This is a genomic window from Tsukamurella soli (genome assembly GCF_039541155.1).
Classification (GTDB): Bacteria; Actinomycetota; Actinomycetes; order Mycobacteriales; family Mycobacteriaceae; genus Tsukamurella; species Tsukamurella soli.
This window is the reverse complement of record NZ_BAABFR010000080.1, coordinates 1-24,102: the sequence shown is the minus strand read 5'-3', so window position 1 is coordinate 24,102 and position 24,102 is coordinate 1. Positions and strand designations below refer to the sequence as shown.

Below are 24,102 nucleotides of genomic sequence, written 5' to 3'. Positions count from 1 at the left end.
TCCTGTTGGTGGGCGGTGGCTCCCGCTCCGGCGCGCCGCCGCGTTCGCCCCCGCCCGCGCCGCCCTCGACTCCGACCGGCCCGTCCTCGTCCAGGTCCCGCGCCGCGGCTACACGCCCGCGCTGACGTGCGCTCGGTGCCGCACGCCCGCCCGCTGCCGCCACTGCAACGGACCCCTCGAAGGCATCGGCTCGGCGCCTGCCGAGCACGCTTCCGGCGCCCTGGGTGCGTCGGGGCCCGCTCGCTCCGCTTCCGGCGCCCTGGGTTCGTCGGGACCCGCTCGCTCCGCTTCCGGCGCCCTGCGCTGCCGGTGGTGTGACCGCGTCGACCACGGCTACCGCTGTCCCGCGTGCGGCGGCACCGCGATGCGCGCGGTCATCGTCGGTGCCCAGCGCACCGCCGAGGAACTGGGCCGGGCGTTCCCGCGCGTGCCCGTCGTGGTGTCCGGCGGGCAGCACGTGCTCGCGTCGGTGCCGCCCGGGCGGCGCGTGGTGGTGGCCACTCCAGGCGCCGAACCCGTCGCCGACGGTGGCTACGGCGCCGCGCTGCTGCTCGACGGCTGGCTCATGCTGGGGCGTGCCGACCTACGCGCGGGGGAGGAGACGCTCCGCCGCTGGATGGGCGCGGCCACCCTCGTCGCCGCCGACGGTGCCGTGGTGGTGGGCGCCGACGCCGGCGTCCGCGAGGTGCAGGCGCTGATCCGGTGGGACCCGGCCGGCTACGCGGCCGGCGAGCTGGCCCAGCGCGCCGAGGTCGGCTTCCCGCCCACCACCCACATGGCCGCGCTCGACGGCGACCCGGCGGACATCATCGCCGTCGCCGAGCAGGCCCAGCTGCCCGACGGTGCCGAGGTGCTCGGCCCCGTCGACCTCCCGCCGGGCGTACGCATCCCCGGTGCACCGGACAGCGCCTCCGCACAGCGACTGCTGGTCCGGGTCCCGCGGCGCGCAGGCCGTGAACTGGCCCGCGCGTTGTTCACCGCCCAGGTCGGCCGCAGCCTGCGCAAGCAGGGCGACCCCGTGCGCGTCCAGATCGACCCGCTCCGCATCGGCTGAGCCCGCCATCCCGGCTCGCCGGGGCCGTCACAACCACGGTGGCAGGGGGGCTTGTTCGGACGAGAACCGCGGATCCGGCCGGTAGCGACCGCGGTTGTGACCGCCTCCGACTACCTCCCGGGTAATCGACGCAATGACCCGCCGGGGCGACCATCGGGTCATGACGAACGACAGCGGAAGAGCCGGCCGACCGACCGCCGAGCGGGCGATCCGGATCGCGATGCGGGCCGACAAGGTGGGCTCGGACTGGTACATCGGCGGTGGGTTCCTCATCGCCCCGACGCTGTGGGCCCTGGGGCGCTGGTGGCCGGCCTCCCTCCCCGCCGCGATCGCGGTGATCGTGGTGGCAGCGATCCTGTTGGCGGCGCTCGGAGTGGTGATGGCGTGCGGCCTGAGCGTGCTGGCGATCCGCGGCGCGCGCCTCGATGCGGAGTGGTGGGACTCGATCCTGCCCGGGGCGGGCGCGGCGCTCACCCGGGTACCGTCGGAGCCGTGTCGGAGCAGCGATTCCGGGCCGGGTGGGCCAAGGTCGACGTGACGGGTGAGCCCTGGGGCGTCGGTATGATGGGCTACGGAAGGCCGGGCCAGCGCAGCACGGGTCTGCTCACTCGGCAGTTCGCGCGGGCGTTCGTCCTAGCGCACGGCGAGGGCGTCGACGAACGGCGGCTCGCGTTCGTGGTCGCCGACATCGGCATGTTCTTCGAGGCGGCCGTCGACGAGATCCATGCGCGTCTGTCGACCCGCTGCCTCGGCCCGGGCGGCGTGGGCCGGTACGTGGCCGCCAATACGGTGCTCACCGCGACGCACACGCATTGCGGCCCCGGCGGGCACGGCCGCCACGCGCTGTACAACCTGACCACCGTCGGCCGGCACCCGCGCACCTTCACTCGCCTGGTGGAGGGTGTCGTGCAGGCGATCTGCGACGCCGACGCCGCGCTGGTCCCGGTCGACCTGCGGCTCTCGCGCGGCGCCCTGCGCGACGCGTCGATCAACCGCAGCCCGGAGGCGTTCGCGCGCAACCCCGATCGCGACGCGCTGCCCGGGGCGATCGACCCGGCGGTCACGCTGCTCCGGTTCGAGCGCGACGGCGACCTCACCGCCGCGATCGAGTGGTTCGCCGTGCACTGCACCTCGATGACCAACACGAACACCCTGATCAGCTCGGACAACAAGGGCTGGGCGGCGGCCGCGTGGGAGCGTTCGGTGGGGGACGGCTTCGTCGCGGCGTTCGCGCAGACCAACTCCGGCGACATGTCGCCCAATCTCGGCGGCCTCGCGGGGCACGGACCTACCGACGACGAGCGCGCGAATACCGCCGAGATCGGCCGCCGCCAGCTCGCGGTGGCCCGTGCACTGGCCGCAGGCCCGAGTCAGCGGATCGAACCCGGGCTGGACTGGCGTGCAACCACGGTCGACCTCGGTCGCTGCCACACGGCCGACGGCCCGACGGGCAGGGCGGTGCTGGGCGCGTCGTTCGCTGCGGGCACGCTCGACGGTGCCGGCGCGTCCCCGTTCCGGCAGGGGCTCGGCAACGCGGTGGTCGGCGGGCTCAGCCGCGCGCTGTACCGCACCCTCCCGGGACTGCGGAACCGCCAGGCGCCCAAGGAGATGCTGCTGCCCGTCGGGGCGATGGGTTGGGTGGCGGAGAAGTTGCCCGTGCAGCTCGTCCGCATCGGGGCCCTCCACCTCATCTGCCTACCGATGGAGGTGACGGTGACCGCGGGTCTGCGGCTGCGCACCGCGGTCGCCGCCGCGCTCGACGTTTCGCCGGAATCCGTTCTGGTGCAGGGCTATGCGAACGGATACGCGCATTACCTCACCACGCCCGAGGAGTACGACGCGCAGCGCTACGAAGGCGGCAGCACGCTGTACGGCCGAAACGAGCTGGCGGCGTCTCTCGAGGCGGTGACGCAGCTGGCGCGGTCGATGCGAACCGGCGGACCCCAGAAGCCTCGGCCCGAGCGGCGCACGCCCCCGGGTTCGCGGGGGGTACGCCGCTCAGCCGGGGAGTTCCGGCAGTGGCTCCGGCTGCCGCCGTCGCCGCTCGGCTCGGCCCTGTTCGCGCTGCCCGCCGAGCCCGAGGTCTGCAGCGTGGCGACCGTCGGCTCCCGGGCAACGGTCGAACTGCGTACCGGGCACCCGAATTCGTACATCCCGTCTTCCTACATCCGGTTGGAACTCCGCGCGGGTGACGCATGGGTACCGGTCGCCGACGACGACACCCCGGGCACCGAGATCCGCTGGCGCCGCTCGGGTCTCGCTTTCCGCGCCCGCGTAGACGTGGATCTCCCGGACGACGGCGAGTACCGGCTCATCTTCCGTGGACGTTGTAGCTCCGCGGTCGCGGGAGGCCTGCGCGCGCGTTGAAGCCGGCCTCGGCGGGGGTGCAACACTGTCGAAACATGGCTGTCACCTTGATGTTAGAGACGGCATGCGGTCCGGCCCCGGCTATCGTTCGGGGGTTGCCGCGTCGTTGTGCGAATGCACAATCGCCTGGTCGCAGGCTCATCCAGTTCGAGGGCGCCACTCCGCGCGTACCGCCGGATCATTGTGCACAAGCCCGGGCCGCCGAACCCGCGCACTCAGCCCAGAACGGAAGTGATTCATGGTGGACGCGCAACAGTCGGACGACGACGTCGATGTCCTGATCGTCGGAGCAGGGGCTTCCGGGGGAGTCGCCGCCCTCGAACTGGCCTCGCGCGGGCTGAAGGTCGTCTGCCTAGAGCAGGGGGATTGGAACCTGCCGGACGATTTCACCGCCGGGAAGCCCGAATGGGAGTTGACGCGGCTCAAGCAGTGGAACGCCAGCCCGAACGTGCGGCAGAACCCCGCCGACTACCCGGTGGACAGCACGGACAGCCCCGTCGAACCACTGATGTTCAACGGGGTCGGCGGTAGCACCATCATGTTCTCGGGCCACTGGGTCCGGGCCATGCCGTCCGACTTCCGCGTGCGTACCCTCGACGGCGTCGCGGAGGACTGGCCGTTCACGTACGACGATCTGCGCCCGTTCTACGACGAGGTGACCCACCATATCGGCGCCTCGGGGCTCGAGGGCGACCCTGCGTACCCGGACTCGCACACGTTCCCGCTGCCGGCGCTGCCGATCGGGCGGTACGGACTGGTGGCGGCGCGCGGCATGGACCGGCTGGGTTGGCACTGGTGGCCGGCGCCGAACGCCATCGCCTCGCGCAAGTACAAGAACCAGGAGGGCTGCATGCGCTACGGCGCGTGCGAGTCCGGCTGTCCGGTCGGCGCGAAGGCGAGCACCGACATCACGCACTGGCGCGACGCCGTGGCGCTCGGGGTGCGCCTCGTGACCGGCGCGCGAGTTCAGCGCCTGACGGTGGACGGCGCCGGACTCGTCACCGGCGCGGAGTACTTCGATCGCGAAGGGGCGCTCCGGCATCAGCCCGCGCGGGTGACGGTGATGGCGGCGAACGGCGTGGGAACCCCGAGGCTGCTGCTGAATTCGACATCGAGCCTGTTCCCCGACGGCCTCGCGAACTCGTCGGGGTTGGTCGGGAAGCGCCTGATGACGCACCCCTACGCGTCGGTCTACGGCACCTACGAGGACGACCTGGAGTCCTGGCTCGGACCCGCGGGCCAGGCACTGCAATCGCTGGAGTTCTACGAGACCGACACCGATCGCGGCTTCGTCCGCGGCGCGAAGTGGAACCTGATGCCGACCGGCGGCCCGCTGGCGCAGACCCTCTGGGAACCCGGCGAGCCGTGGCGGGACCGGTTCGGCCCCGCGTTCCACGCGGGACTGCACCGCACGTTCGGGCGTCGCTCCGAATGGGGCATCACGACCGAGGACCTGCCCGACGAGAGCAACACCGTGTCCCTCGACCCCGACGTGAACGATTCCGACGGGATTCCGGCCGCCAAGCTGCACTACGTTATCGGCGAGAACTGCCAGCGGATGCTGAAGTTCCACGTCGATCGGGCCGTGGAGGCGCATCAGGCGGCCGGCGCCATCGCGGTGGACCCGATCCCCGTCGTTCGGCACAGCGCGTGGCACCTGCTGGGCACCGCGACGATGGGCGACGACCCCGCCATGTCGGTCGTCGACCAGTGGGGACGCGCGCACGACGTCCCCAACCTGTTCATCATCGACGGCAGCGTCTTCGTGACCTCGACCGGCGTGAACCCGACCGCGACCATCATGGCGATCGCACTGCGCTCGATGCGCCATCTCGCCGACACCCGTGCATCCATCCCTACGCCCCTGTGAGGACCACCCCCATGCTCGACTCCGAACAGCGCCGGACGTTCGCGGTCCTCGCGGACATCCTGATCCCCGGCACGGACACCATGCCCTCCGCAACCGCGGCCGGCATCACGGCCCACCTGGTCGACCGTGCGCTCGGCTACCGACCCGACCTTGTCGCCGAGTTCAGTCAGGCCCTCGCCGACTGCAGCTGTGGCGCACCGGAATCCGCGCTGGATGTGCTCTCCACAGAGCAGCCCGGGCGGTTCGCCGCGCTGACCGTGATCGCGTCCGGCGCCTACTTCCTCAGCCCCCGGGTCGCGCGCGCCATGCCGTACGCGGCCGCGCCGCGTGCGGTCCGCGAGGACATCGACACATACGCGGACATCCTCGAGCACGTCGTGGACCGCGGCTTCACGATCCGCTGACGCGGACCCATCCCATTCGAAGGAAACACCCATGAGCAGAAGCGGCTCGTCCGAGTCCACCTCGTCGATCGAATCCAACACCATCCAACCCGTACCGCTTGACCAGCGCCACGGCCGGAGCCGGGACATGTTCACGATCTGGTTCGGCACCAACATCATGATCCTGGCCATCGTCACCGGTGCGCTCGCCACGACCGTGTTCGGGCTGCCCGCCTGGGCGGCCGCAGTCGCCATCGTCGCCGGAAACCTGTTCGGCGCCCTCTTCATGGCGCTGCACTCGGCCCAGGGGCCGACGCTGGGGGTACCCCAGATGGTGCAGACCAAGGGGCAGTTCGGCTCCCTCGGCGCCGTGCTCATCGTGGCCGTCGTGGTCTGCATGTACACCGGCTTCTTCATCTCGATCCTGGTGTTCGGCGGTGAATCGCTGGCATCGGTATTGCCGTTCCTAGGCGAGAAGGGCGGGATCCTGATCCTCGCGGCGGTGAGCATCACCGCGACCATCTGGGGGTATTCGCTGATCCACACCTACGCGCGCATCATGACGTGGGCATCCGGTCTGACGCTGGTCCTGGCGTTCATCTGGGCGTTCGTCGTCCACCCCGTCCCTAGCGGCTTCTTCCACGGCGGCGGATCCACCATCGCCGGGTTCCTCGGTGCCTTCGTGGCGTCGGCGGTGTGGCAGATCGCCTACGCGCCGTATGTGTCCGACTACTCGCGCTACATGCCGAAGGCGACCGGAGCGCGCCCCGCGTTCTGGATGAGCTACCTCGGTACCTCGATCGGCTCGATCCTGCCGATGTTCCTGGGAGCCGGGGTCGGGCTGCTGATGCCGACGACCGACCCGGCACTCGCCCTGACGAAGGCCACGGCCGGCATCAGCGTCCTGGTGGTCGCGGTGTTCAGCATCGGCGTGGCGGCGACGAACGCGATGAACCTGTACTGCGGGACGCTCTGCACGATCACGATCATCCAGACGTTCGTCCCGAAGTTCACCGCCAAGGCCCGCGCGCGGGCGGTGATCGCCGCGCTGCTGTGCGCGCTCGCCGTCGCCGTATCACTCTCTGCGGGTTCCGGTTTCGTAGCGACCTACAACAACCTGCTGGTGTTGCTGATGGGGGCACTCGTGCCATGGACGGCGGTGAACCTCGTCGACTTCTACCTGGTCCGGCACGGTGACTACGTGGTCGAGGACTTCTTCGAGCGCGACGGTGGCCGCTACGGATACGTCAACTGGACCGCCGTGGTGTGCTATCTCCTCGGCGTCGCCGTTCAACTACCGTTCATGATCATCGGAACCTGGTACACAGGTCCGCTGGCCCGGATGCTGGGCAGCGTCGACATCTCCTTCATCGTCGGGCTCGTCGTCGTGTCGCCGCTCTACTACGTCGTGATGACGCTGCAGACGCGGCGCCGGGCCGACCTGGCGAGCGAAGCGGTCGGCTGACCCGTAGCCGAGCGTGGCCGAGTGTATCCGGCGCCGACCACCCTGCCCGGGCGATCGGCGCCGGATACCGTGCATATGTGGGAATCACCGTGCGCGAGCTGCTGGACATGCCGCATCTGCAGTTGCGAGCGCACTCGGGCACGGAGGGACTCGATCGCCAGGTGAGCTGGACGCACACCTCGGACCTCCCGGATCCGTGGCAGTGGGTGAGCTCCGGCGAGTTGCTGATGACCAACGGCATGTCGTTCCCGAAGTCGGCCGACGACCAGCAGCACCTACTGGAGGAGCTCGACCGCGTCGGCGTCAGCGCGCTCGCCATCGGCGAGGAGATGTACTGCCCCAAGCTCACTCAGCGGTTCCGTGCCACGAGCGAGCGGCTCGCGCTGCCTGTGCTGTGGATCCGCTACCCGATGCCGTTCGTGGCCATTTCGCGCGCGGTGGCCGAGGCGACCCAACTCGAACAGTCGCAGCGCCTGATGCGCACGGAGCGGATCTACGACACCCTCCGCCACACCGCCGGCAGCGAGTTGTCGCGCTCGTATATCGCGGAGGCGCTCACGAAACAGCTGCGCTGCCCCATCTACGTATGCGATCGCGCGACCGGGGAGGCCTATCACCCGGATGGACCGCACCCCGGCGACGATGTGCCCGAGGCGGTGCGGGCGGCGTCGGCGGGCGCTCTGACGGCCGGTGCCCGCTCCGTCCGCACCGGCGCCGGCCGGGAACTACTGGTCGGCGAGGTGCCCACGCACGACGATGCGGTCCTCGCCGCGATACCCGGTGCCAGCACCGGGCTCGACGGGGTGCTGCTCCAGCACGCCGCGACGGTGATCGCGCTCGAGCTGTCGCAGACCCACCTCGCGCTCGCGCACGCGCGCCGCGCGGGTGCCGAGCTGACGTCGCAGCTTATCGATGGTCGCCTCGAACAACGGGCCGCGCGAAGGCAACTGGTGACGATGGGCCTCGAGCCGACGCGGGTGGTCTTCGTATCCGCGACGTGCGGCGAGCCGAATCGGCTCCGCGAACTGCACATCTCGCTGTGGCGCCGCCGCATCCCGCACATCACGACGGTGCGGTCGGACGTCGCGCACGCGGTCGTCCCGGAGTCCGACGACGCGATCGAGGCGCTGCTCGCCGTGCTCGGTGACACCGCACGGGTGGGCCGGAGCCGGGTGCTCCAGACGGTTCGACGGTCGGTGGAGGCGGCCAAGGAGGCGGCCTGGGCGTTGGGGACCGCGCAGCGCACCGGTGACCCGGTCGTCCGCTACGGGGACGCCGTGGCCTGGAGTGGAGTGGGCAGCATCGGGGATGCGGAGGCGATGGTCGAACGATGGGTCGGCCCGCTGGTCGACCACGACGCCGAGAACCGGACGGAACTCGTCGCGACCCTCGAGGCATTCCTCGCGCACCAGCGGTCGTGGCAGCGGACCGCGGACGCGATGAACCTGCACCGGCAGACGGTGCTGTACCGGGTGCGCAAGATCGAGGAGCTCACGGGCGCCCAGCTGTCCGAGACCGGCGACATCGCGCAGCTCTGGTTCGCGCTGCGCGCGCGGGATCTCCTGGGCGGCTCCCGGTAGCTGTGCCGCGTGCCAGCGACGACCCCCGTCCCGGCCGTGAGCGGGATGGGGGCGGCGTCGATGGTCGCGAGATGATCTCGGGTGTCAGGCGGTGGCCTGCGTGCGCCGCCGCGCCAGCAGCGCGCTGATCTCGTAGCCGAGCGTCGCGGCTGCGAGGGAGGTGACCTCCGCGTGATCGTAGGCGGGCGCCACCTCGACGATGTCCGAGGCGACGATCTGGTCCTGCGGCAGTCCGCGGACGAGGCGCAGCAGTTCCCGCGACGTCAGGCCACCGATCTCCGGCGTGCCGGTGCCCGGTGCGAATGCGGGGTCGAGCACGTCGATGTCGATCGACAGGTAGATGGGCCGGTCGCCGGCACGCCGGCGGATCCGGTCCCCGATCTCTTCGGTCCCCAGCCCGTCGATGTCCTCGGACCGGATGACGGAGAAGCCGAACCGCGCGTCGTCGTCGAGATCCTGGCTCGAGTAGATCGGCCCTCGGATCCCGACGTGTGTGCTGGCGTCGGAGAGCAGGAGCCCCTCCTCGAACGCGCGCCGGAAGATCGTCCCGTGCGTGCGGTCGGCGCCGAAGTAGCTGTCCCAAGTGTCGAGGTGGGCATCGAAGTGCACCAGCGCGACCGGGCCGTGCTCGCGTGCGACGGCCCGCAGGCCCGCCAGGGCGATCGTGTGGTCGCCGCCGAGCAGGATGACGTGCGATCCGGAGGCGTTGAGCTCGCCGATCGTGCCCTCGATCTGCCGCAGGCTGTCGTCGATGTCGTAGGGGTGGCACGGCACATCACCGGCGTCGACGGCCTGCAAGGTGTCGTACGGGTTCACGTCCTGAATCGGGTGGTACGTCGGTCGCAGGTTGCGCGAGGCCTGCCGGATCGACGACGGGCCGAACCGGGCGCCGGGCCGGAAGGACACCCCACCGTCGAACGGGCAGCCGAGGAAGGCGATGTCGTGTCGGGACACCTGGTCGATGCGCGGCAGACGAGCGAAGGTGGGGGCTCCGGCGTACCGGGGCATGCGGGTGGCGTCGACGGGGCCGACGGGGCGGGTGAGCTGATCGGGCATGGCTACTGGACCTCCGGCTGCGGGAACACCCGCGGGGTGAGTTGGAGTGAACGGACGTGGTCGGCGATCGCACCGGCGGGTGTGACCCATAGGCCGGGGAGGCCGAGCATGGTCTGGATGAGGGTCTCGAGCGCCCGGACCCGGCCCAGCCGGCCGCTGAGGAACGGGTGGATCGTCAGGGTGAAGCACGATTCGTGGCGGTGGGCCTCCACGAGTTCCCCCGTCCAGATCGACAGGGCCTTGGCGGGATCCTCGATCACGCCCGGCCCGAACACCTCGGGGACGAACGCGAACTGCTCCCAGTCGTCGAGCGCCCACGCGACAGGGATCTCGACGATGCTGCGGGCGCCGTCGCCCGGCCGCTCGGCGAGTTCGTACGGCAGGTCCGAGTCCATCAGCGAGGAGTCGTAGAGGAAATCCCGGTCGAGCAGGATTCGCGCCGTGTCGTACGAAGTCTCCCACATCGGTGCGCGGTAGCCCGTGGGTCGGACGCCGAGGACGGTGTCCAGCGCCTCGAGCCCGCGGTCGATGATCGCGGCCTCCTGCTCGGGCGCGATGCCGCCCATCGCTTCGTGCATGTAGCCGTGGTGGGCGATTTCGTGCCCGCTGTCGCGGATGCGGCGCAGCAGGTCCGGGTAGCGCTCGACCGTGTAACCGGGCGCGAAGAACGTCGCCTTCAGGTCGTACCGGTCCAGCAGGTCGAGGACGCGGGGAACGCCGGTCAACACCCCGTACGCCTGGTGGGTCATGACGGACAGCCGGTTGCGGGTGCCCGGGTTCGCGGTCAGGGCCACGTCCTCCGAGTCCAGGTCGAATCCGAGTGTCGCTGCGGCCGAGTAGCCGGCCGGCCACGCGATCGGCGCGGCCGACGCTGTGGCATCGGCTCCGGGGTTGGTCATCGCTGTTTCTCTCGCGGGTTCGTGGGTCGAGTCATGCACGCGCGCGGGTGCTTCCGCCGTTGACGCTGATCGTCTGGCCGACGAAGGCCCGCAGGCCGGGGCGGCACAGCAGGGCGACGGCGGCGGCGATGTCCTCCGGCGCGCCGATCCGGCGGGCCGGGATCTCCTCCGCGTAGCGGGCGTGCATCTCGGCGAGCGTCAGCCCGGCGTCGTCGGCGTCGACCTGCAGTTGCGGCGTGTCGGTGATGCCGGGCGCCACGGCGTTGACGGTGATGTTCTCCGGCGCCAGTTCGCGGCCGAGCGACTTCGTCAGCGCGATCAGACCCGCCTTCGATGAGCTGTACGCCGTCGCGTTGGGCCAGCCGACGACGCCCCACTCCGAGGTGATGATGACGATGTGCCCACCGCCGCGGCGACGCATACCGGGCAGCACAGCCTGGATCGCCCGGAAGGTGCCGGTGAGGTTGGTGTCGAGGTTGCGCCACCAGTCGGCTGGATCGTGGTCGAGCAGCGGGCTCATCGACATGTACGCGGCGTTGCACACCAGAACCTCGACAGCGCCGTACTCCTCCTCGACGCGGGCGAAGGCGCTGCGGACCGAGGGCCCGTCGGCCATGTCGGCGGGCACCGCGAATCCTGCCGTCTCCGCTACCACCGCGCGCATGGCCTCGTTGTCGATGCGGCCGTTGACGCCGACGCGGGCGCCCTCGTCGGCGAGGCGGCGGGCGATCGCGCGGCCGATGCCCTGGGTGGCGCCGGTGACGACGGCCGTGCGGCCATCGTGTAGCCGTGCGGTCATCAGATCACTGCTCCCATATTCGGTGAAAGGACTTCCCCGCAACAGAACCCGCCCTCGTCGACGAGGAAGCGGACCGCCTGGGCGATCTCATCCGGACGGCCGAGCCGACGCGCCGGCAACGCCGCGAGGTATTCGGGGGTGCGCTGCGGCGCGGGCAGCAGCGGCGTATCGGTGGGTCCGGGTGCGACGGCGTTGACGCGGACGCCAGCGTCGGCGACCTCGGCGCCGAGGCTGCGGACGAACCCCAGCATGGCGCCCTTCGCGGCGGAGTAGTGCGCCTCGCTGTCGGTGCCACCGATGGCGAGTTCGCTCGCGATGGCGACGACGGCCCCGTCGCCGCGGTCGAGCATTCCGGGGAGCACGGCGCGCACGGTGTTGACCAGCCCGCCGAGATGCACCGACAGCATGCGGTTCCACCGCTCGTCGGTGATGTTCGCGACCGGACAGTACTCGTAGTGGCCGGCCGCGCTGACGAGCGTCTCGACCGGCCCGAGTTCCGCCGCGATCCGTCCGACCGCCGCGGCGACCGCGTCGGCGTCGGAGACGTCGCAGGCGAGTCCGAGGTCCACTCCGGGACTCGGCTGCAGGTCGAGGCCCGCTACGGTCCAACCGCTCTCGTGTAACGCGGCGACGATCGCGGCACCGATGCCGGACGCGGCGCCGGTCACTACGGCGACTCTGGGCATTCGATCACTCCTCTACCAGTCGGGGGTCGTGGACCGGCGGCGCGGTGTGTGCGCCGGTGCCGATGGGCGGGATCATCCGGTGGCGCACGCGCAGGTGGGGAACGCCCAGAAGAACCGCGGGCCGGCTGCGAACAGGCCGAGCGCGACGATCGCGTACAGCGCGACGATCGGCGAGATGTCGGCGAACGCCAGTGACAGGGCCGAACGAAACCCGAAGCCGCGGTTGAGCTTTTGGCAATCGGCAACGATCGGCCGATCCCCGTCTTGTAGTGCATCCACCAGGCGTGCCCCCTCCATGTCCGATCCGCTGTGAATCGAGTATGCGAGGTGACCGGATTTGTTGCCGCCGGAGTTCGTATAGGGCTGTGGCGGTGGGCTTGTGCATTCGCACGAATCGATCGCGCGAGGCCGGAGACGACGGGCGTGTATCGGTGCGGGGCGCTGCTACTCGTGCGGGCGGGCGAGTGCCCAGACCGTGAAGAGTATTCCGATCACCAGCATGATCAGCCCCACCCAGATGTCGGTGGAGTGACCCACGGACATGTCGACGGGGTCGGGGGTGTGCGGATGGTTTCCGACGCCGGAGGTGGCGATGCCTGGGGCGAGGCCGGCGATCAGGAGGATGATGCCGTAGATGTCGAGCAGTGCCGCGATGATGTTGCGGATGTCGAACAGCCGCGCTGCGGACTTCTTCTTCTCGCTCATCGGAGGCTCCATAGTCCCGGTCAGTGGAAGACGATGTTGAGGATGATGACCACGATGATGACGCTCAGGCCCAGCGAGAGCACGATGTCCACGACGAACGCCGCGGAGGCGGCGACGAACGACATGCCCTGTCCGGGGAGGTTGATGACGCCCCTCTCCTGCAGGATGAAGATCACGACGGCCGAGGCGGTGCCGGCGACCAGGCCGACCAGCAGACCGCCGAGAAGGCCGCGATCGCCGCGGCGGCGCTCGATATTCCACGCGCTCACCGACCACGTCGCCGGCCTGCCCGGCGCGGCCGGGACGGCTCCCCAGTCCGCGGTGCAGCTGACCGGGGGCCAGCGGACGCCGTCGGATGCGCTGGTGCGGCCCATCGCGAACGCGGCGCTCGAGCGGTTCCGCACCGACCTCGCGCTGCTGGGCACCCACGGCATCGACCCGACCGCGGGCTTCACCACCCCGAATATCGGTGAGGCCGAGACGAATCGGCGGCTGATCGGCACCGCACGGTCCACGGTGGTGCTCGCCGACCACACGAAATACGGCGAGATCGGCGCGCACCTGCTCGCCGAGTTCGGGCGGGTCGACCGCCTGGTGACCGACGCCGGCCTCAGCCTCGCGCGCCGGGCCGAGCTCGCGCGCCGGATCGAGCTGAACGTATGCGCGGTGTAGGGACAGGGAGGGTGACGGCGGTGACGGGAACGGCGGCGAGAGTGGACGTGAACAGAACAGGGCCGCAACCGGTTCGAGCGACGCTCGCGGACGGCAGGGAAATCCTCTTCTTCTCGGCGGGCGAGCCGACGGTACCGGGGGTCGACCATCGCGACCTGCCGCCGCGGCCCGCCGAGAGCCCGACCCGGCTGCGCCGCGATCCGCAGATCGGGGACTGGGTGATGATCGCGCCCGCGCGGCAGCAGCGGACCTACCAGCCGCCCCGCGCGATGTGCCCGCTCTGCCCGGACCCCGACGGGCGCTCCAGCGAGATCCCCGCCGCCGACTACGAGGTCGCGGTGTTCGAGAACCGCTTCCCCTCGCTGTCGACGGCGGCGGTGGGCTCCGGTTTCGTGCTACCGGCCGCGACGGGCCTGGGGATCGAGACCGCGGGCTACGGCCGCTGCGAGGTGGTGTGCTTCACCAGTGATCACGACGGCTCGTTCGCGCGCCTCACCGCGGCGCGCGCCCGCCTCGTCGTGGACGTGTGGGCGCACCGCACCGCGGATCTGTTGGCCCGGGACGGGGTCGCAGAGGTGTACTGCTTCGAGAACCGGGGCGAGGAGATCGGCGTCACGCTCGCGCACCCGCACGGGCAGATCTATGCGTATCCGTTCCGTACCCGCCGCACCGCCGGCGTACTGGGCCGGGCCGCTGCGTACCGGGTGGACACGGGGCGCAATCTGTTCGAGGACATCCTTGCCCGGGAGGTCGACGGTGGCGAGCGCGTCCTGGTGCGCACGGAGCACGTGACGGCCTTCGTGCCCTTCGCCGCGCGCTGGCCGGCCGAGGTGCATGTGTACCCGAACCGACACTGCCGCAACCTCACCGAGCTCACCGATCCGGAGGCCGACGATCTGGCACGGGCGTACCTGACGGTCTTACGCGGCTATGACGCCCTGTACGGTGCGCCACTGCCCTACGTCGCGTCGTGGCACCAATACCGCTCGGCGGCAGACGGATCGGGGCCGGCAGGAGACGAGGCCGAGGGCTACCTGCACGCCGAGCTGTTCTCGATCCGCCGCAGCGCGGACAAGCTCAAGTATCTCGCCGGGTCGGAGTCGGGCCGGGACGCATTCGTCACCGACAAGACGCCCGAGCAGATCGCGGCGGAGCTGCGCGCTGCCATCGGCCGGTCCAGGAGGCTCGGATGAACCCCACGATCCGCGCCTACGCGCCCGGGCGCCTCAACCTGATCGGCGAGCACACCGACTACAACCTGGGCTATGCGCTGCCGATCGCCCTGCAGGTGGGCACCGTCGCCGAGTACACGCCGGACCCCGCGGCGCGCGACCTCACGGTGGTGTCCGACAGCGAACCGGGCGGGGTCACGATCGGCCTCGACACGGCACCGGGCGACGTCGGCGGCTGGGGAGCGTACGTCGCCGGCTGTGTGTGGGCGCTGCGGACCGCCGGCCGCGAGGTCGCCGGCGGCCGCCTGCACATCGGTTCGGATGTGCCGGTCGGCTCGGGACTCTCGTCGTCGGCGGCGCTGGAATGCGCTGTGCTGCTGGCACTCCGAGCGCGAGCCGAGCGGGCGGGCAGCGCTCCCGGGGGAGGCGACGACCGGCACGCGCTCGCCCGCATCGCGCAACGTGCCGAGAACGACTACGTGGGCGCGCCGACGGGGCTGCTCGACCAGCTGGCGAGCCTGTACGGGCGGCCGGATACCGCGCTGCTCATCGACTTCCGCTCGCTGGCGGTGACGAACGTGCCGGTCCGGCTCGCGCGAGACGGCGCCGACGCCACGCTCGTGGTGATCGACTCGAAGGCGCCGCATCGCCACGCAGTGGGGGAGTATGCCGCCCGCCGCGGGGCCTGCGAGGAGGCGGCTGCTCGGCTCGGACTGCCCTCGCTCCGCGAGGCACCCGCCGATGCGTGGAGATCTCTGCGCGACGAGGTGATCCAGCGGCGTGCCCGGCACGTGCTGACCGAGAACGAACGCGTGCTCGTCGCCGCCGAGGCACTCCGGAACGGCGAACTCGAGGTGCTCGGGCGGGCCATGGACGCGTCGCACGCGTCGATGCGCGACGACTTCGAGATCACCACGCCGGGCATCGACCACATCGTCGATACCGCACGCGGTATGGGGGCGCTGGGCGCGCGCATGACGGGCGGCGGATTCGGCGGCTCGGTCGTGGCGGTGGTGCCGACGGCCGTTCTCGGACATCTCGAGGCGCGCCTGCCGGAGGTGGTGGAGGCAGCCGGTTTCCCCCGCCCGACGGTGCGCGCGGTCCGCCCGGGCGCGGGTGCGCACGTGGTCTAGGCGCGGCCGGCCGCTGCTGCTCCGCCTTCGCGCGGCTCGGGTGGTACTGCGGCCGGGCCTTCGTCTGGGCCCGGTCGAGCCGAAGCCGTGCGCCGTCGCTGCTCATCTGTCGGCTGCTGTCACGTCGCAGTCCTGTTCGACGCGAGACGTCAGTCGAATGTCTTGCGTTGGTGGAGCGCGCGGTCCATCCGGCCGACGGCCTCGGCCACAGCGGTGGCGGGCGGGATGAGCGCCAGGCGCACGACGGCATGGGGACCGACGAAGACGACGGTGGCGTCCGAGCCGTCACCTCGACCGTCGAGGGCGATCGCGTGGTGGTCGACGGTGACCCGGGCCGGAGCCGGGTCCCAGTCCGTCGCGCGGTATTGGACACGCGTGATCGATTCCAGCCTGAGTCCCAGGATCGGCAGGATCGTGTGGATCTCCTTGACGAGGTTCCCGGTCTGGGGCCACCAGGCACCGTCGACGGCGTTCACCAGCGATCGGCGCGGGGCCAGGCGAAGCCGATGCCGCGGCCGGAGCGGCGGCGACGGCACCGGGCGGACCAGTAGTGCGGGTGGAGTGTCGAGATCCTCGACCGCCGCGGACTCGTCACGCGGAGATCGAATGGAGGCGTTCTGGAGAACTGTCATGGTGGATCCCGACGGCAGTCGATCACCGGTGCGCTAGGGGTCGCGGAGCCGACGCTCCTGGAGTCCTGCGGCGGGCAGCCGAACTCGTCCCGAACCAGCTGACAGTCTCAGCGCGTCCGACGCTACTCCTCGATCGCGCGCCGTTGCAACCGCACCGTCGAGCGCCCGACTCCACCGAATCATGATGGGCAGGTGCGTGTCTGCGCCCGGTGGTCGCAGATGTCGCCGGGATCGGATGGGCGGCGGTAGTGTTGGCCGAGAGGCCACCTCGTCCCGGTCGGGTTCGACGTGGTGTGGCAGCCGCGGCAGGGGATGAAGCGCCATGGAGAACCGACATGCGCGCGGGTGACGGCGGATGACCGAGTTCGCCGAGGGCGGCGACCACGTCCCGGGGCTGCCCGCGTCGGCCGAACGCACACGCACCGACGTCTCCGACCTGCAGGACGCGATCGGCGACCTGTCCGGTCTGGTGGCGGGCAGCCTGGGCTTGGCGGAGTTGTTGGCGCAGGTCGCGGCGTTGGCGGTACATGCGATCCCAGGGGCGGACGGTGCCGGGGTGACCCTGCTGCACCTCGACCGGACCGAGCAGCTGGTCGAAGCGCTGGGTGCGAGCGCGTCGTTCGTCCGCGATGTCGACCAGATCCAGTACGTCACCGTGCGGGAGGGCCCATGCATCACCGCGGCACTGCAGAGCCGCACCGTGAGGTCGGGGTCGTTGGGCGGCGACAGGATGTGGCCACGGTTCGGCCCGCGCGCTGGACGCCTGGGGGTTCACAGCGTCCTGTCGCTGCCGTTGCGGCTGCCCGATGACGAGGTGGTCGGCGCCATCAACGTCTACGCCCACCAGAAGGACGCCTTCGACGACCGCGCCGCCGAACTGGGTGAGACGTTCGCTCGGCCCGCGGCGGTCGTCGTGCACAACGCCCAGTCGCTTGCCCACGCCAGGACGCTGGTCGACCAGCTGCAGACGGCGCTCTCGACGCGCCCGGTCATCAACCAGGCCATCGGCATACTGCGGGGACGCAGCGGGCGCAGTACCGAGGAGACCGTCGACCAGCTGCGGGCGATCAGTCAGGCCGAGCACCGGAAGCTGGCCGACGTGGCGCAGCGCATCGTCGACGAGGCGGTCCGTCGTGCGCGCTCCCGCCACGTCGACTCGGGGTGAGCCGGCGATCCGCGGGGGAATCGCCCACGCGGAGGCGGACCGGTGATCCGGTCGGTCGCCCGGCCTTCGACATCAGGCGCCCACGACCGGATCAGCCGACCGGCGCACCGACACCGGCCGGGGGCTGCCCGTCGCCACCTCCCGCGGACGCGCCCGGCGCGGCGCCGGCGGGGGCGGCCAGCACTGGGGCGGGGGGAGCGATGGCCACCGGCGGCACGGTCTCGGGCGCGGAGGGCGGCGTGGACGCTGCGGGTGCGGACGGGGCCGTGGTGTCGATAGCGCGGTAGTCATCGGTGTAGTCGAGGATCACGGCCTGTACGCGAGTCCAGTAGCGCTGGTTGGGCGTATACACGTTGTGCCCGGCGTTCGGCAGCAGGATCGCCTGGCCGACGCCACCGTCGGCCTTGAGGGCCTTGATGAACGACGTGCACTCGTGGGCCCGGACCACGTGGTCGGCGGTCCCGTTGAAGCAGGTAACCGGGATCTTGGGGTTGATGTTCTCGATCGGGTCGGCCACCGCGTAGTTCTGCGCGTTCGTCTTCGGGTCGCCGAGGAACTCCCTGGTGTGTTTGTTCCCGTCCGCGACGGCCAGCTTCATGTCCAGCACGCCGGCCATCGAGACGATCGCCACGGGCTTCACGGCCGGGACACTGCCCATCGCGCCCGGCGTGAGCATCTCGCGCGCAGCCGCCCACACCGCGAGCTGCCCGCCCGCCGAATGCCCGGCCACCACCACGTCGTCGAGGTCGATCGAGGGCGCGATCTGCGTCTTGATCGTCTGCAGGTAGTCGATCGCCGCGGCGGTGTCGGTCAGCGTCACCGGATAGCCGCCGCCCGCGCCGATGCGCCGGTACTCCACGTTCCAGACGGCCACGCCGTGCGATACCAACGAACGTGCCATCCCCGACAGTGCGGCGAGGGTCGCCGGTGTCCGCCAGCCCCCACCGTGCAGGAGCACCACCACCGGCAGGTCTGCCGGGGCGCCCGGTCGGGTGGCGGACGTCGGAAGGTACAGATCTCCGACGTTCTGGCGGGGATCACCGCCCCCGCCGGGAACCGGGTACTGCAGACGGATGGGCGGCGGGATCGGCACGGTTCCGGAGGCGGACGGCGGGACCGCCGAGTCGCCCTCGACCTCGTCGGGCTCGTGCGCCTGTGACTGCGAGGGGTTCGGCGACGTCGGCCCGGTGCCGTCGTCGGTGGCTGTGCCGCATGCCGCGACCGCCACACCGGTCGCGACGGCGAGCAGGGTCAGCCGCGTCACACGGGCTCGGTGCACTGGTCTCGCTCTCTGGGAAAACGCCGGGTCGGCGTGGTCACGGTGCCGGCGGGCCCGGGCTGCGGGTACGAAAGCGGACACCAACATACACGTGCGTCGCCGCCTCGCGCACCGATCGACCCGCCGCTGTGACCGGTACGCGCGACCCGTCGGCGACGACCGCGTCGGGTCGGCTGCGCGAGCGGGGGATAATGGCGGGGTGACGGTTCTCCCAGTTCGTATCTACCCGGACCCCGTGCTGCGCACCCGCGCGGACGAGGTGACCCGCTTCGACGCCGACCTGGCCCGGCTGGTCGACGACATGATGGACACCATGCGCGCCCACAGCGGCGCGGGGCTCGCTGCGCCCCAGGTCGGCGTGTCCCTGCGAGTGTTCGTCTACGAGTGCGGTGGAGAGTCGGGGCACATCGTCAATCCCGTGTGGCGGGCAGTCGACGACGAGACCCAGACCGGTCCCGAGGGTTGTCTGTCCATCCCGGACATCCGCGCGGCCTGCACGCGGCACATGAACGTCGTGGCAGACGGTGTCGATGTCACCGGCGCCCCGATCACCGTCGACGGCACGGAGATCCTCGCTCGCTGCATCCAGCACGAGACCGACCACCTCGACGGCGTGCTGTTCCTCGCGCGCCTCGAGCCGGAGGACCGCAAGCAGGTGATGCGGCAGATCCGCACGATGGCGTGGTTCACCGACCCCGCGTCGGTCGGGTCGTAACCCGTGCGGTTGCTGTTCGCGGGCACCCCTGACCCCGCCGTGCCCGCGCTCCGCGCGCTGCTCGATTCCGACCACGAGGTCGTCGCCGTGCTCACCCGTCCCGATGCCCGAGCGGGCCGCGGACGCGGCCGGAGCAGGTCGCCGGTGGGCCGACTCGCCGACGAGGCGGGCATCGAGGTGCTGGCCCCACACACGCTGCGTGACGAGGCGGTCGTGAAGCGGATCGCCGAGCTGGCGCCCGACTGCTGCCCCGTGGTGGCGTACGGCGGCATGATCCCGCCGTCCCTGCTGACGGTGCCGCGGCACGGCTGGGTCAACCTGCACTTCTCGCTGCTGCCGGCCTGGCGCGGCGCGGCGCCGGTGCAGGCCGCGATCGCAGCGGGCGACGAGATCACCGGCGCGTCCACCTTCGTCATCGAGGAGGGACTCGACACCGGTCCCGTTCTCGGAGTGATGACCGAGGCGATCCGCGCGGACGACACCGCCACCGCGCTGCTCGACCGCCTCGCCGGCGCGGGCGCCCAGCTGCTGCTGCGCACCGTCGACGGACTCGCCGCCGACGCGCTCGCCGCGGTCCCGCAGTCCACCGACGGCGTGACGTACGCGCCCAAGATCACCGTCGAATCCGCGCGTGTCGACTTCACGCGGCCGGCCGCCGCAGTCGACAGGCACATCCGCGCCATGACCGACGCGCCCGGCGCGTGGTCGGAGCTCGGCGACCTCCGGGTCAAGATCGGCCCCGTCACCGTCGACGGTGACGCTGCAGACACGGAGTCGCTCGCGCCCGGCGAGCTGCGCGTGGCCAAGCGCGACGTGTTCGTGGGGACGGCGACGGTGCCGGTCCGGCTCGGCGCGGTGCAGCCCCAGGGCAAGAAGGCGATGTCCGCCGCCGACTGGGCGCGCGGCGCGCGGCTCGAGTCCGGCACTCGGTTCACACAGGCCGCACCCGCGGCACAGGAGGGGAAGAAGTGACCGACGCCGCCCGCAACGCAGCTCTCGAGACGCTCTGCGCGGTCCGGGAGAAGGGTGCCTACGCGAATCTCGTTCTGCCGGGCCTACTCCGGGCCGGGAAGATCACCGGCCGCGACGCGGCCTTCGCCACCGAGCTCGCCTACGGGACGTGCCGGGCGCAGGGCTTCCTCGACGCGGTGATCGAGTCCGCGTCGGGTCGTCCGATCGCCGAGATCGACGGCCCGGTGCTCGACGCACTCCGCCTCGGCGCCTACCAGCTGCTGCGGACCCGGGTCGAGCCACACGCTGCGGTGTCCACCACCGTCGACATCGTCAAGGGCGGACAGTCCAGGGGAGCATCGGGATTCGCGAACGCCGTGCTGCGGCGGATCGCCCGCGACGATGCCGAGACCTGGATCGGTCGGGTGGCGCCCGCCGCCTCGGACGACCTCGTCGGCCACCTTGCGATGCAATACGCGCATCCCCGCTGGATCGCCGAGGCGTTCTGGGAGTCGCTGCAACGGTGTGGTATCCAGTCGATGGGCCAGCTGCAGGCGCTGCTCGCCGACGACGACGCCCGGCCCGTCGTGCACCTTGCGGCCCGCCCCGGCGAGATCACGGCCGAGGAGCTCGCGCTCACCACCGGCGGCGATGTGGGGCGCTTCTCGCCGTACGCCGTGTACCTCCCGGGTGGTGACCCCGGCGCGCTCGAACCCGTGCGCGACGGTCTCGCCGTCGTTCAGGACGAGGGGTCTCAGCTGGTCGCGCGCGCCGTCGCGATGGCCCCCGTGACCGCTGGACCGGACGGTGCGGCGGATTCGGGCGAGCGGTGGCTCGACCTCTGTGCCGGGCCGGGCGGCAAGGCTGCGCTGCTCGGCGCGCTAGCCGCGATCGAGGGCGCCACCGTCGACGCGGTCGAGCCGTCGTCGCATCGCGCCGAGCTGGTGCGCACCGCCACCCGCGGACTGCCCGTCACCGTCCACGTCGTCGACGGGCGAGCGGCGGCCCTCGAACCTGGCTACGACCGCGTACTCGTCGATGCCCCGTGCTCCGGAATCGGTGCCCTGCGCCGGCGGCCCGAGGCGCGGTGGCGCAAGCAGCCGGCCGACGTTCGCGACCTGGTGGTTCTGCAGCTCGAGCTGCTCGCGGCCGCAGCGGATCTGGTGCGTCCGGGCGGTGTGGTGCTGTACTCGACGTGCTCACCGCACGTTGCCGAGACCGTGGACGTGGTCGCCGAGGCGGCGGCGGGAGGGCGGCTCGTACCCATCGACACCCGCCCGCTGGTGCCCGAGTCGGTCATCGCGGCCGGGGGATCGGAGGGCCCGCACGTCCAGCTGTGGCCGCACCTGCACGGCACCGACGCGATGTTCTTCCAGGCGTTCAGACGCGTCTGACGGGAGGTTCGCCCACGCGAATGCCCGCGACACTCCGGTGTGTCGCGGGCATTCGTGGGGGACATGGCCGTGTCAGCTCTTGACGGTCACGGTGCCCTTGGTGAAGGTCTGGGCCATGCCGCCGCCCGGTACCTTGTAGGGATCGGTGGTGGGGTAGCCCAGCGCGTTCGCGCCACCCTGCTCGATGAACTGGTCACGCAGCTTGCCGGTCAGCACCTTGGCGCCGTAGGTGGGCGACCAGTAGATCGAGCCATGCTCGAAGTCGTTGTACGCGCCCTGGATCGTGCCGGCGGTGGGGCCGGCGATCTGTGCCTCGCTCATCAGCGGGTAGCCGAGCTTGCCCTTCGCCCCGCCGGCCTTGCGCCACGCGGCGGCGATCGCGCCGTCGACGCCGGCGGCTTTACCGCCGTTCACCTTGGGATTCCAGAAGATCGCGCCGTTGGTGAAGTCCTGCTCCTTCCAGCCTCCGGCCACGGTCTTCGCGACCGCCAGTGGCTGTCCGTAGCGACCCACTCCACCGTCGTTGTCGAACGTGTCGCCGATGGCGCCGACCACGGGGAACTTCACCGGCACGTTGGACATCGGCACGGTCGCGGGCACGGTCGCCACCGACTGGGTCTGTCCGCCCTCCGCGCTGGCCAGCATCCGCAGCAGTGTCGGGATGTCGGTGGTGGGCAGCTGGCCGCTGGTGGCGATCTGCTGCATCCCCGGGATCTGGGCCAGCTGAGCCAGCAACGCGCTGGTGTCACCACTGGTGAGGGCGGTCTGCGCGGCGTTCACCGCCGGCGTGGCGGCGGGCACGGCACCCGCCACGGGGGCACCTGCCGCGGGGGTGGTGACAGCGGCGGGTACCGCTGCGGCGACCGGTGCAGCGACCGCCGCGGGGGCTACTGGGGCCGTCGGAGCCGCAGGCGCGGGGTCGGCGTATGCCGGTGCGGCCGCGATGGCCGCTGCCGCGGCGAAGGCGGCGAAAGTGGCGATGGTGCGTGCGATCCGCATGTCGGTTTCTCCAGTGTCGATGTGACTGATGGTGCTGATGTTACAAAAGTTATGTACTGGGATCAACAGTTGCATGGATCTCGTGTGTTCGCGACTCGGCGCGCGGGTGTTTCTGTCTGGAATCGACCGGTCAGCGGCGCGACCCCGTGGAATCCGGCACCTCGCGCCGCTGAGTCGTAGATTCCGGCGCCTGACGCCTCCGTGTTCGGCGGCCTGGTGCCGGCCTGGTGCGGCGCGGCATCAGAAACGGCCCGCTTAGAATTCGACGCATGCCAGCGCCGATGATCGCCCCGTCCATCCTGTCCGCCGACTTCGCGCGGCTCGGCGACGAGGTCGCGGTGGTGGGGGGCGTCGAGGGCGCGGACTGGGTGCACGTCGACGTGATGGACAACCATTTCGTGCCCAATCTCACGCTCGGGCTGCCGGTGGTGCAGAGCCTGCTCGGCCACACCGACATCCCGCTCGACTGCCACCTCATGATCGACGACCCCGCACGCTGGGCGCCGCCGTACGCCGAGGCCGGCGCTTACAACGTGACGTTCCACGCCGAGGCTACCGACGACCCGATCGCGGTCGCGAAGGACATCCGCGCGGCCGGTGGCAAAGCCGGCCTCGCGATCAAGCCGGGCACGGCCTTCGAGCCGTACGCCGAGATCCTCAAATCGTTCGACACCCTGCTGGTGATGAGCGTCGAGCCGGGCTTCGGCGGCCAGTCGTTCATCGCCGAGGTCCTCGAGAAGACCCGCGCCGCCCGCCGCCTCGTCGATTCGGGCGAGCTACGCCTCATCGTCGAGATCGACGGCGGCATCAACGCCGACACCATCGAGCGGGCCGCCGAGGCCGGCGTCGACTGCTTCGTCGCCGGTTCCGCCGTATACAACGCCGATGATCCCGCCGAGGCGGTCCGCAAGCTACGCGCCCTCGCCGCGGGCCGACGGTGACCTCGGACGCCGCGTGGGCGGCGGCACCGGACATCGCCTCCGCGCTGGACCGCGCGATCGAGGAGTCCGTGGCCGCGCGCGGCGTCAGCACGCCGAATCCGCCGGTCGGCGCTGTGATCCTGGCGGCCGACGGCACCGTCGCCGGCGTCGGCCACACCGCACCCGCAGGCGGCCCGCACGCCGAG

General features: G+C 71.2%; 24 protein-coding genes and 2 pseudogenes. 16 read left to right on the top strand and 10 right to left on the bottom strand.

Annotated features, from left to right (window positions below; genetic code table 11):
- The 7 genes and pseudogenes from ABD908_RS19910 to ABD908_RS19880 form a co-directional block, all read left to right on the top strand.
- A pseudogene (locus ABD908_RS19910) lies at positions 1–1,054 on the top strand (hypothetical protein); the annotation flags it as partial.
- A 160-nt stretch (positions 1,055–1,214) separates the two neighbouring features.
- Positions 1,215–1,592 (top strand): hypothetical protein, encoded by a 378-nt coding sequence (locus ABD908_RS19905; protein WP_344999208.1) that lies wholly within the window; start codon positions 1,215–1,217, stop codon positions 1,590–1,592.
- Complete coding sequence (locus ABD908_RS19900) at positions 1,547–3,421, top strand: neutral/alkaline non-lysosomal ceramidase N-terminal domain-containing protein (RefSeq protein ID WP_344999206.1); 1,875 nt, start codon at positions 1,547–1,549, stop codon at positions 3,419–3,421. The genes ABD908_RS19905 and ABD908_RS19900 overlap by 46 nt, the downstream gene beginning before the upstream one ends.
- 238 nt (positions 3,422–3,659) lie before the next feature.
- Positions 3,660–5,291 carry a GMC family oxidoreductase gene (locus ABD908_RS19895; RefSeq protein WP_344999204.1) on the top strand — a complete coding sequence of 544 codons (1,632 nt, stop codon included), beginning with the start codon at positions 3,660–3,662 and terminating at the stop codon, positions 5,289–5,291.
- Between the two features lie 11 nt (positions 5,292–5,302).
- A complete protein-coding gene (locus tag ABD908_RS19890; RefSeq protein WP_344999202.1) occupies positions 5,303–5,695 on the top strand; it encodes a gluconate 2-dehydrogenase subunit 3 family protein in 393 nt (130 codons plus the stop codon).
- Between the two features lie 31 nt (positions 5,696–5,726).
- The gene (locus ABD908_RS19885) at positions 5,727–7,139 is read left to right on the top strand and encodes a purine-cytosine permease family protein (protein WP_344999200.1); all 1,413 of its coding nucleotides are present in this window, start codon (positions 5,727–5,729) and stop codon (positions 7,137–7,139) included.
- Positions 7,140–7,216: 77 nt separating this feature from the next.
- A complete protein-coding gene (locus ABD908_RS19880) occupies positions 7,217–8,719 on the top strand; it encodes a PucR family transcriptional regulator (RefSeq protein ID WP_344999198.1) in 1,503 nt (500 codons plus the stop codon).
- A gap of 84 nt (positions 8,720–8,803) precedes the next feature.
- On the opposite strand, the gene speB is transcribed toward ABD908_RS19880, so the two are convergent.
- The 7 genes from speB to ABD908_RS19845 form a co-directional block, all read right to left on the bottom strand.
- Positions 8,804–9,775 (bottom strand): agmatinase, encoded by a 972-nt coding sequence (gene speB / locus ABD908_RS19875; RefSeq protein ID WP_344999196.1) that lies wholly within the window; start codon positions 9,773–9,775, stop codon positions 8,804–8,806.
- 2 nt (positions 9,776–9,777) lie between these two features.
- Positions 9,778–10,674 (bottom strand): polysaccharide deacetylase family protein, encoded by an 897-nt coding sequence (locus ABD908_RS19870; protein ID WP_344999194.1) that lies wholly within the window; start codon positions 10,672–10,674, stop codon positions 9,778–9,780.
- Between the two features lie 31 nt (positions 10,675–10,705).
- On the bottom strand, positions 10,706–11,473 hold the full coding sequence (locus tag ABD908_RS19865) for an SDR family NAD(P)-dependent oxidoreductase (protein WP_344999192.1): 768 nt from the start codon (positions 11,471–11,473) through the stop codon (positions 10,706–10,708).
- The gene (locus ABD908_RS19860; protein WP_344999190.1) at positions 11,473–12,159 is read right to left on the bottom strand and encodes an SDR family NAD(P)-dependent oxidoreductase; all 687 of its coding nucleotides are present in this window, start codon (positions 12,157–12,159) and stop codon (positions 11,473–11,475) included. The genes ABD908_RS19865 and ABD908_RS19860 overlap by 1 nt, the downstream gene beginning before the upstream one ends.
- Before the next feature lie 72 nt (positions 12,160–12,231).
- Positions 12,232–12,456: a hypothetical protein gene (locus ABD908_RS19855; RefSeq protein WP_344999212.1), complete on the bottom strand. Its 225-nt coding sequence runs from the start codon at positions 12,454–12,456 to the stop codon at positions 12,232–12,234.
- Positions 12,457–12,603: 147 nt separating this feature from the next.
- Positions 12,604–12,864, bottom strand: a complete 261-nt coding sequence (locus tag ABD908_RS19850; RefSeq protein WP_344999188.1) for a hypothetical protein — start codon at positions 12,862–12,864, stop codon at positions 12,604–12,606.
- A 20-nt stretch (positions 12,865–12,884) separates the two neighbouring features.
- On the bottom strand, positions 12,885–13,133 hold the full coding sequence (locus tag ABD908_RS19845) for a hypothetical protein (RefSeq protein WP_385924755.1): 249 nt from the start codon (positions 13,131–13,133) through the stop codon (positions 12,885–12,887).
- Positions 13,134–13,185: 52 nt separating this feature from the next.
- Here ABD908_RS19845 and ABD908_RS19840 point away from each other — a divergent pair, with 52 nt between their 5' ends.
- Genes ABD908_RS19840 through galK form a run of 3 tightly spaced genes read left to right on the top strand, consistent with a single transcriptional unit; the run spans position 13,186 to position 15,841 of the window.
- A complete protein-coding gene (locus ABD908_RS19840; protein ID WP_344999185.1) occupies positions 13,186–13,536 on the top strand; it encodes a DeoR/GlpR family DNA-binding transcription regulator in 351 nt (116 codons plus the stop codon).
- A complete protein-coding gene (gene galT, locus ABD908_RS19835; protein WP_425584396.1) occupies positions 13,524–14,729 on the top strand; it encodes a galactose-1-phosphate uridylyltransferase in 1,206 nt (401 codons plus the stop codon). Before ABD908_RS19840 ends, galT begins: the two co-directional genes overlap by 13 nt.
- A complete protein-coding gene (gene galK / locus ABD908_RS19830) occupies positions 14,726–15,841 on the top strand; it encodes a galactokinase (protein WP_344999183.1) in 1,116 nt (371 codons plus the stop codon). Before galT ends, galK begins: the two co-directional genes overlap by 4 nt.
- Positions 15,842–15,990: 149 nt before the next feature.
- On the opposite strand, the gene ABD908_RS19825 is transcribed toward galK, so the two are convergent.
- Positions 15,991–16,473 (bottom strand): DUF5994 family protein, encoded by a 483-nt coding sequence (locus ABD908_RS19825; RefSeq protein WP_344999181.1) that lies wholly within the window; start codon positions 16,471–16,473, stop codon positions 15,991–15,993.
- A gap of 355 nt (positions 16,474–16,828) precedes the next feature.
- On the opposite strand from ABD908_RS19825, the gene ABD908_RS19820 reads away from it, so the two are divergent.
- A complete protein-coding gene (locus ABD908_RS19820) occupies positions 16,829–17,638 on the top strand; it encodes a GAF domain-containing protein (protein ID WP_344999179.1) in 810 nt (269 codons plus the stop codon).
- 91 nt (positions 17,639–17,729) lie between these two features.
- Here the strand turns inward: ABD908_RS19820 and ABD908_RS19815 are convergent, their stop codons facing one another.
- Positions 17,730–18,902, bottom strand: coding sequence for an alpha/beta hydrolase family protein (locus ABD908_RS19815; RefSeq protein ID WP_344999177.1), 1,173 nt, complete (start codon positions 18,900–18,902; stop codon positions 17,730–17,732).
- Between the two features lie 214 nt (positions 18,903–19,116).
- On the opposite strand from ABD908_RS19815, the gene def reads away from it, so the two are divergent.
- Genes def through ABD908_RS19800 form a run of 3 tightly spaced genes read left to right on the top strand, consistent with a single transcriptional unit; the run spans position 19,117 to position 21,977 of the window.
- Positions 19,117–19,632, top strand: coding sequence for a peptide deformylase (gene def, locus ABD908_RS19810; RefSeq protein ID WP_344999175.1), 516 nt, complete (start codon positions 19,117–19,119; stop codon positions 19,630–19,632).
- Positions 19,633–19,635: 3 nt separating this feature from the next.
- Positions 19,636–20,604, top strand: a complete 969-nt coding sequence (fmt, locus tag ABD908_RS19805; RefSeq protein WP_344999173.1) for a methionyl-tRNA formyltransferase — start codon at positions 19,636–19,638, stop codon at positions 20,602–20,604.
- A complete protein-coding gene (locus tag ABD908_RS19800; protein ID WP_385924268.1) occupies positions 20,526–21,977 on the top strand; it encodes an RsmB/NOP family class I SAM-dependent RNA methyltransferase in 1,452 nt (483 codons plus the stop codon). The genes fmt and ABD908_RS19800 overlap by 79 nt, the downstream gene beginning before the upstream one ends.
- A 72-nt stretch (positions 21,978–22,049) precedes the next feature.
- Here ABD908_RS19800 and ABD908_RS19795 read toward each other — a convergent pair whose 3' ends face one another.
- The gene (locus ABD908_RS19795; protein WP_344999169.1) at positions 22,050–22,976 is read right to left on the bottom strand and encodes an LGFP repeat-containing protein; all 927 of its coding nucleotides are present in this window, start codon (positions 22,974–22,976) and stop codon (positions 22,050–22,052) included.
- Between the two features lie 269 nt (positions 22,977–23,245).
- Between ABD908_RS19795 and rpe the strand changes: the two genes are divergently transcribed.
- Together rpe and ABD908_RS19785 are read left to right on the top strand one after the other, a co-directional pair.
- Positions 23,246–23,917 carry a ribulose-phosphate 3-epimerase gene (gene rpe, locus ABD908_RS19790; RefSeq protein ID WP_344999167.1) on the top strand — a complete coding sequence of 224 codons (672 nt, stop codon included), beginning with the start codon at positions 23,246–23,248 and terminating at the stop codon, positions 23,915–23,917.
- Positions 23,914–24,102 (top strand): annotated as a pseudogene (locus ABD908_RS19785) (bifunctional diaminohydroxyphosphoribosylaminopyrimidine deaminase/5-amino-6-(5-phosphoribosylamino)uracil reductase RibD); the annotation flags it as partial. The gene rpe and the pseudogene ABD908_RS19785, both read left to right, overlap by 4 nt.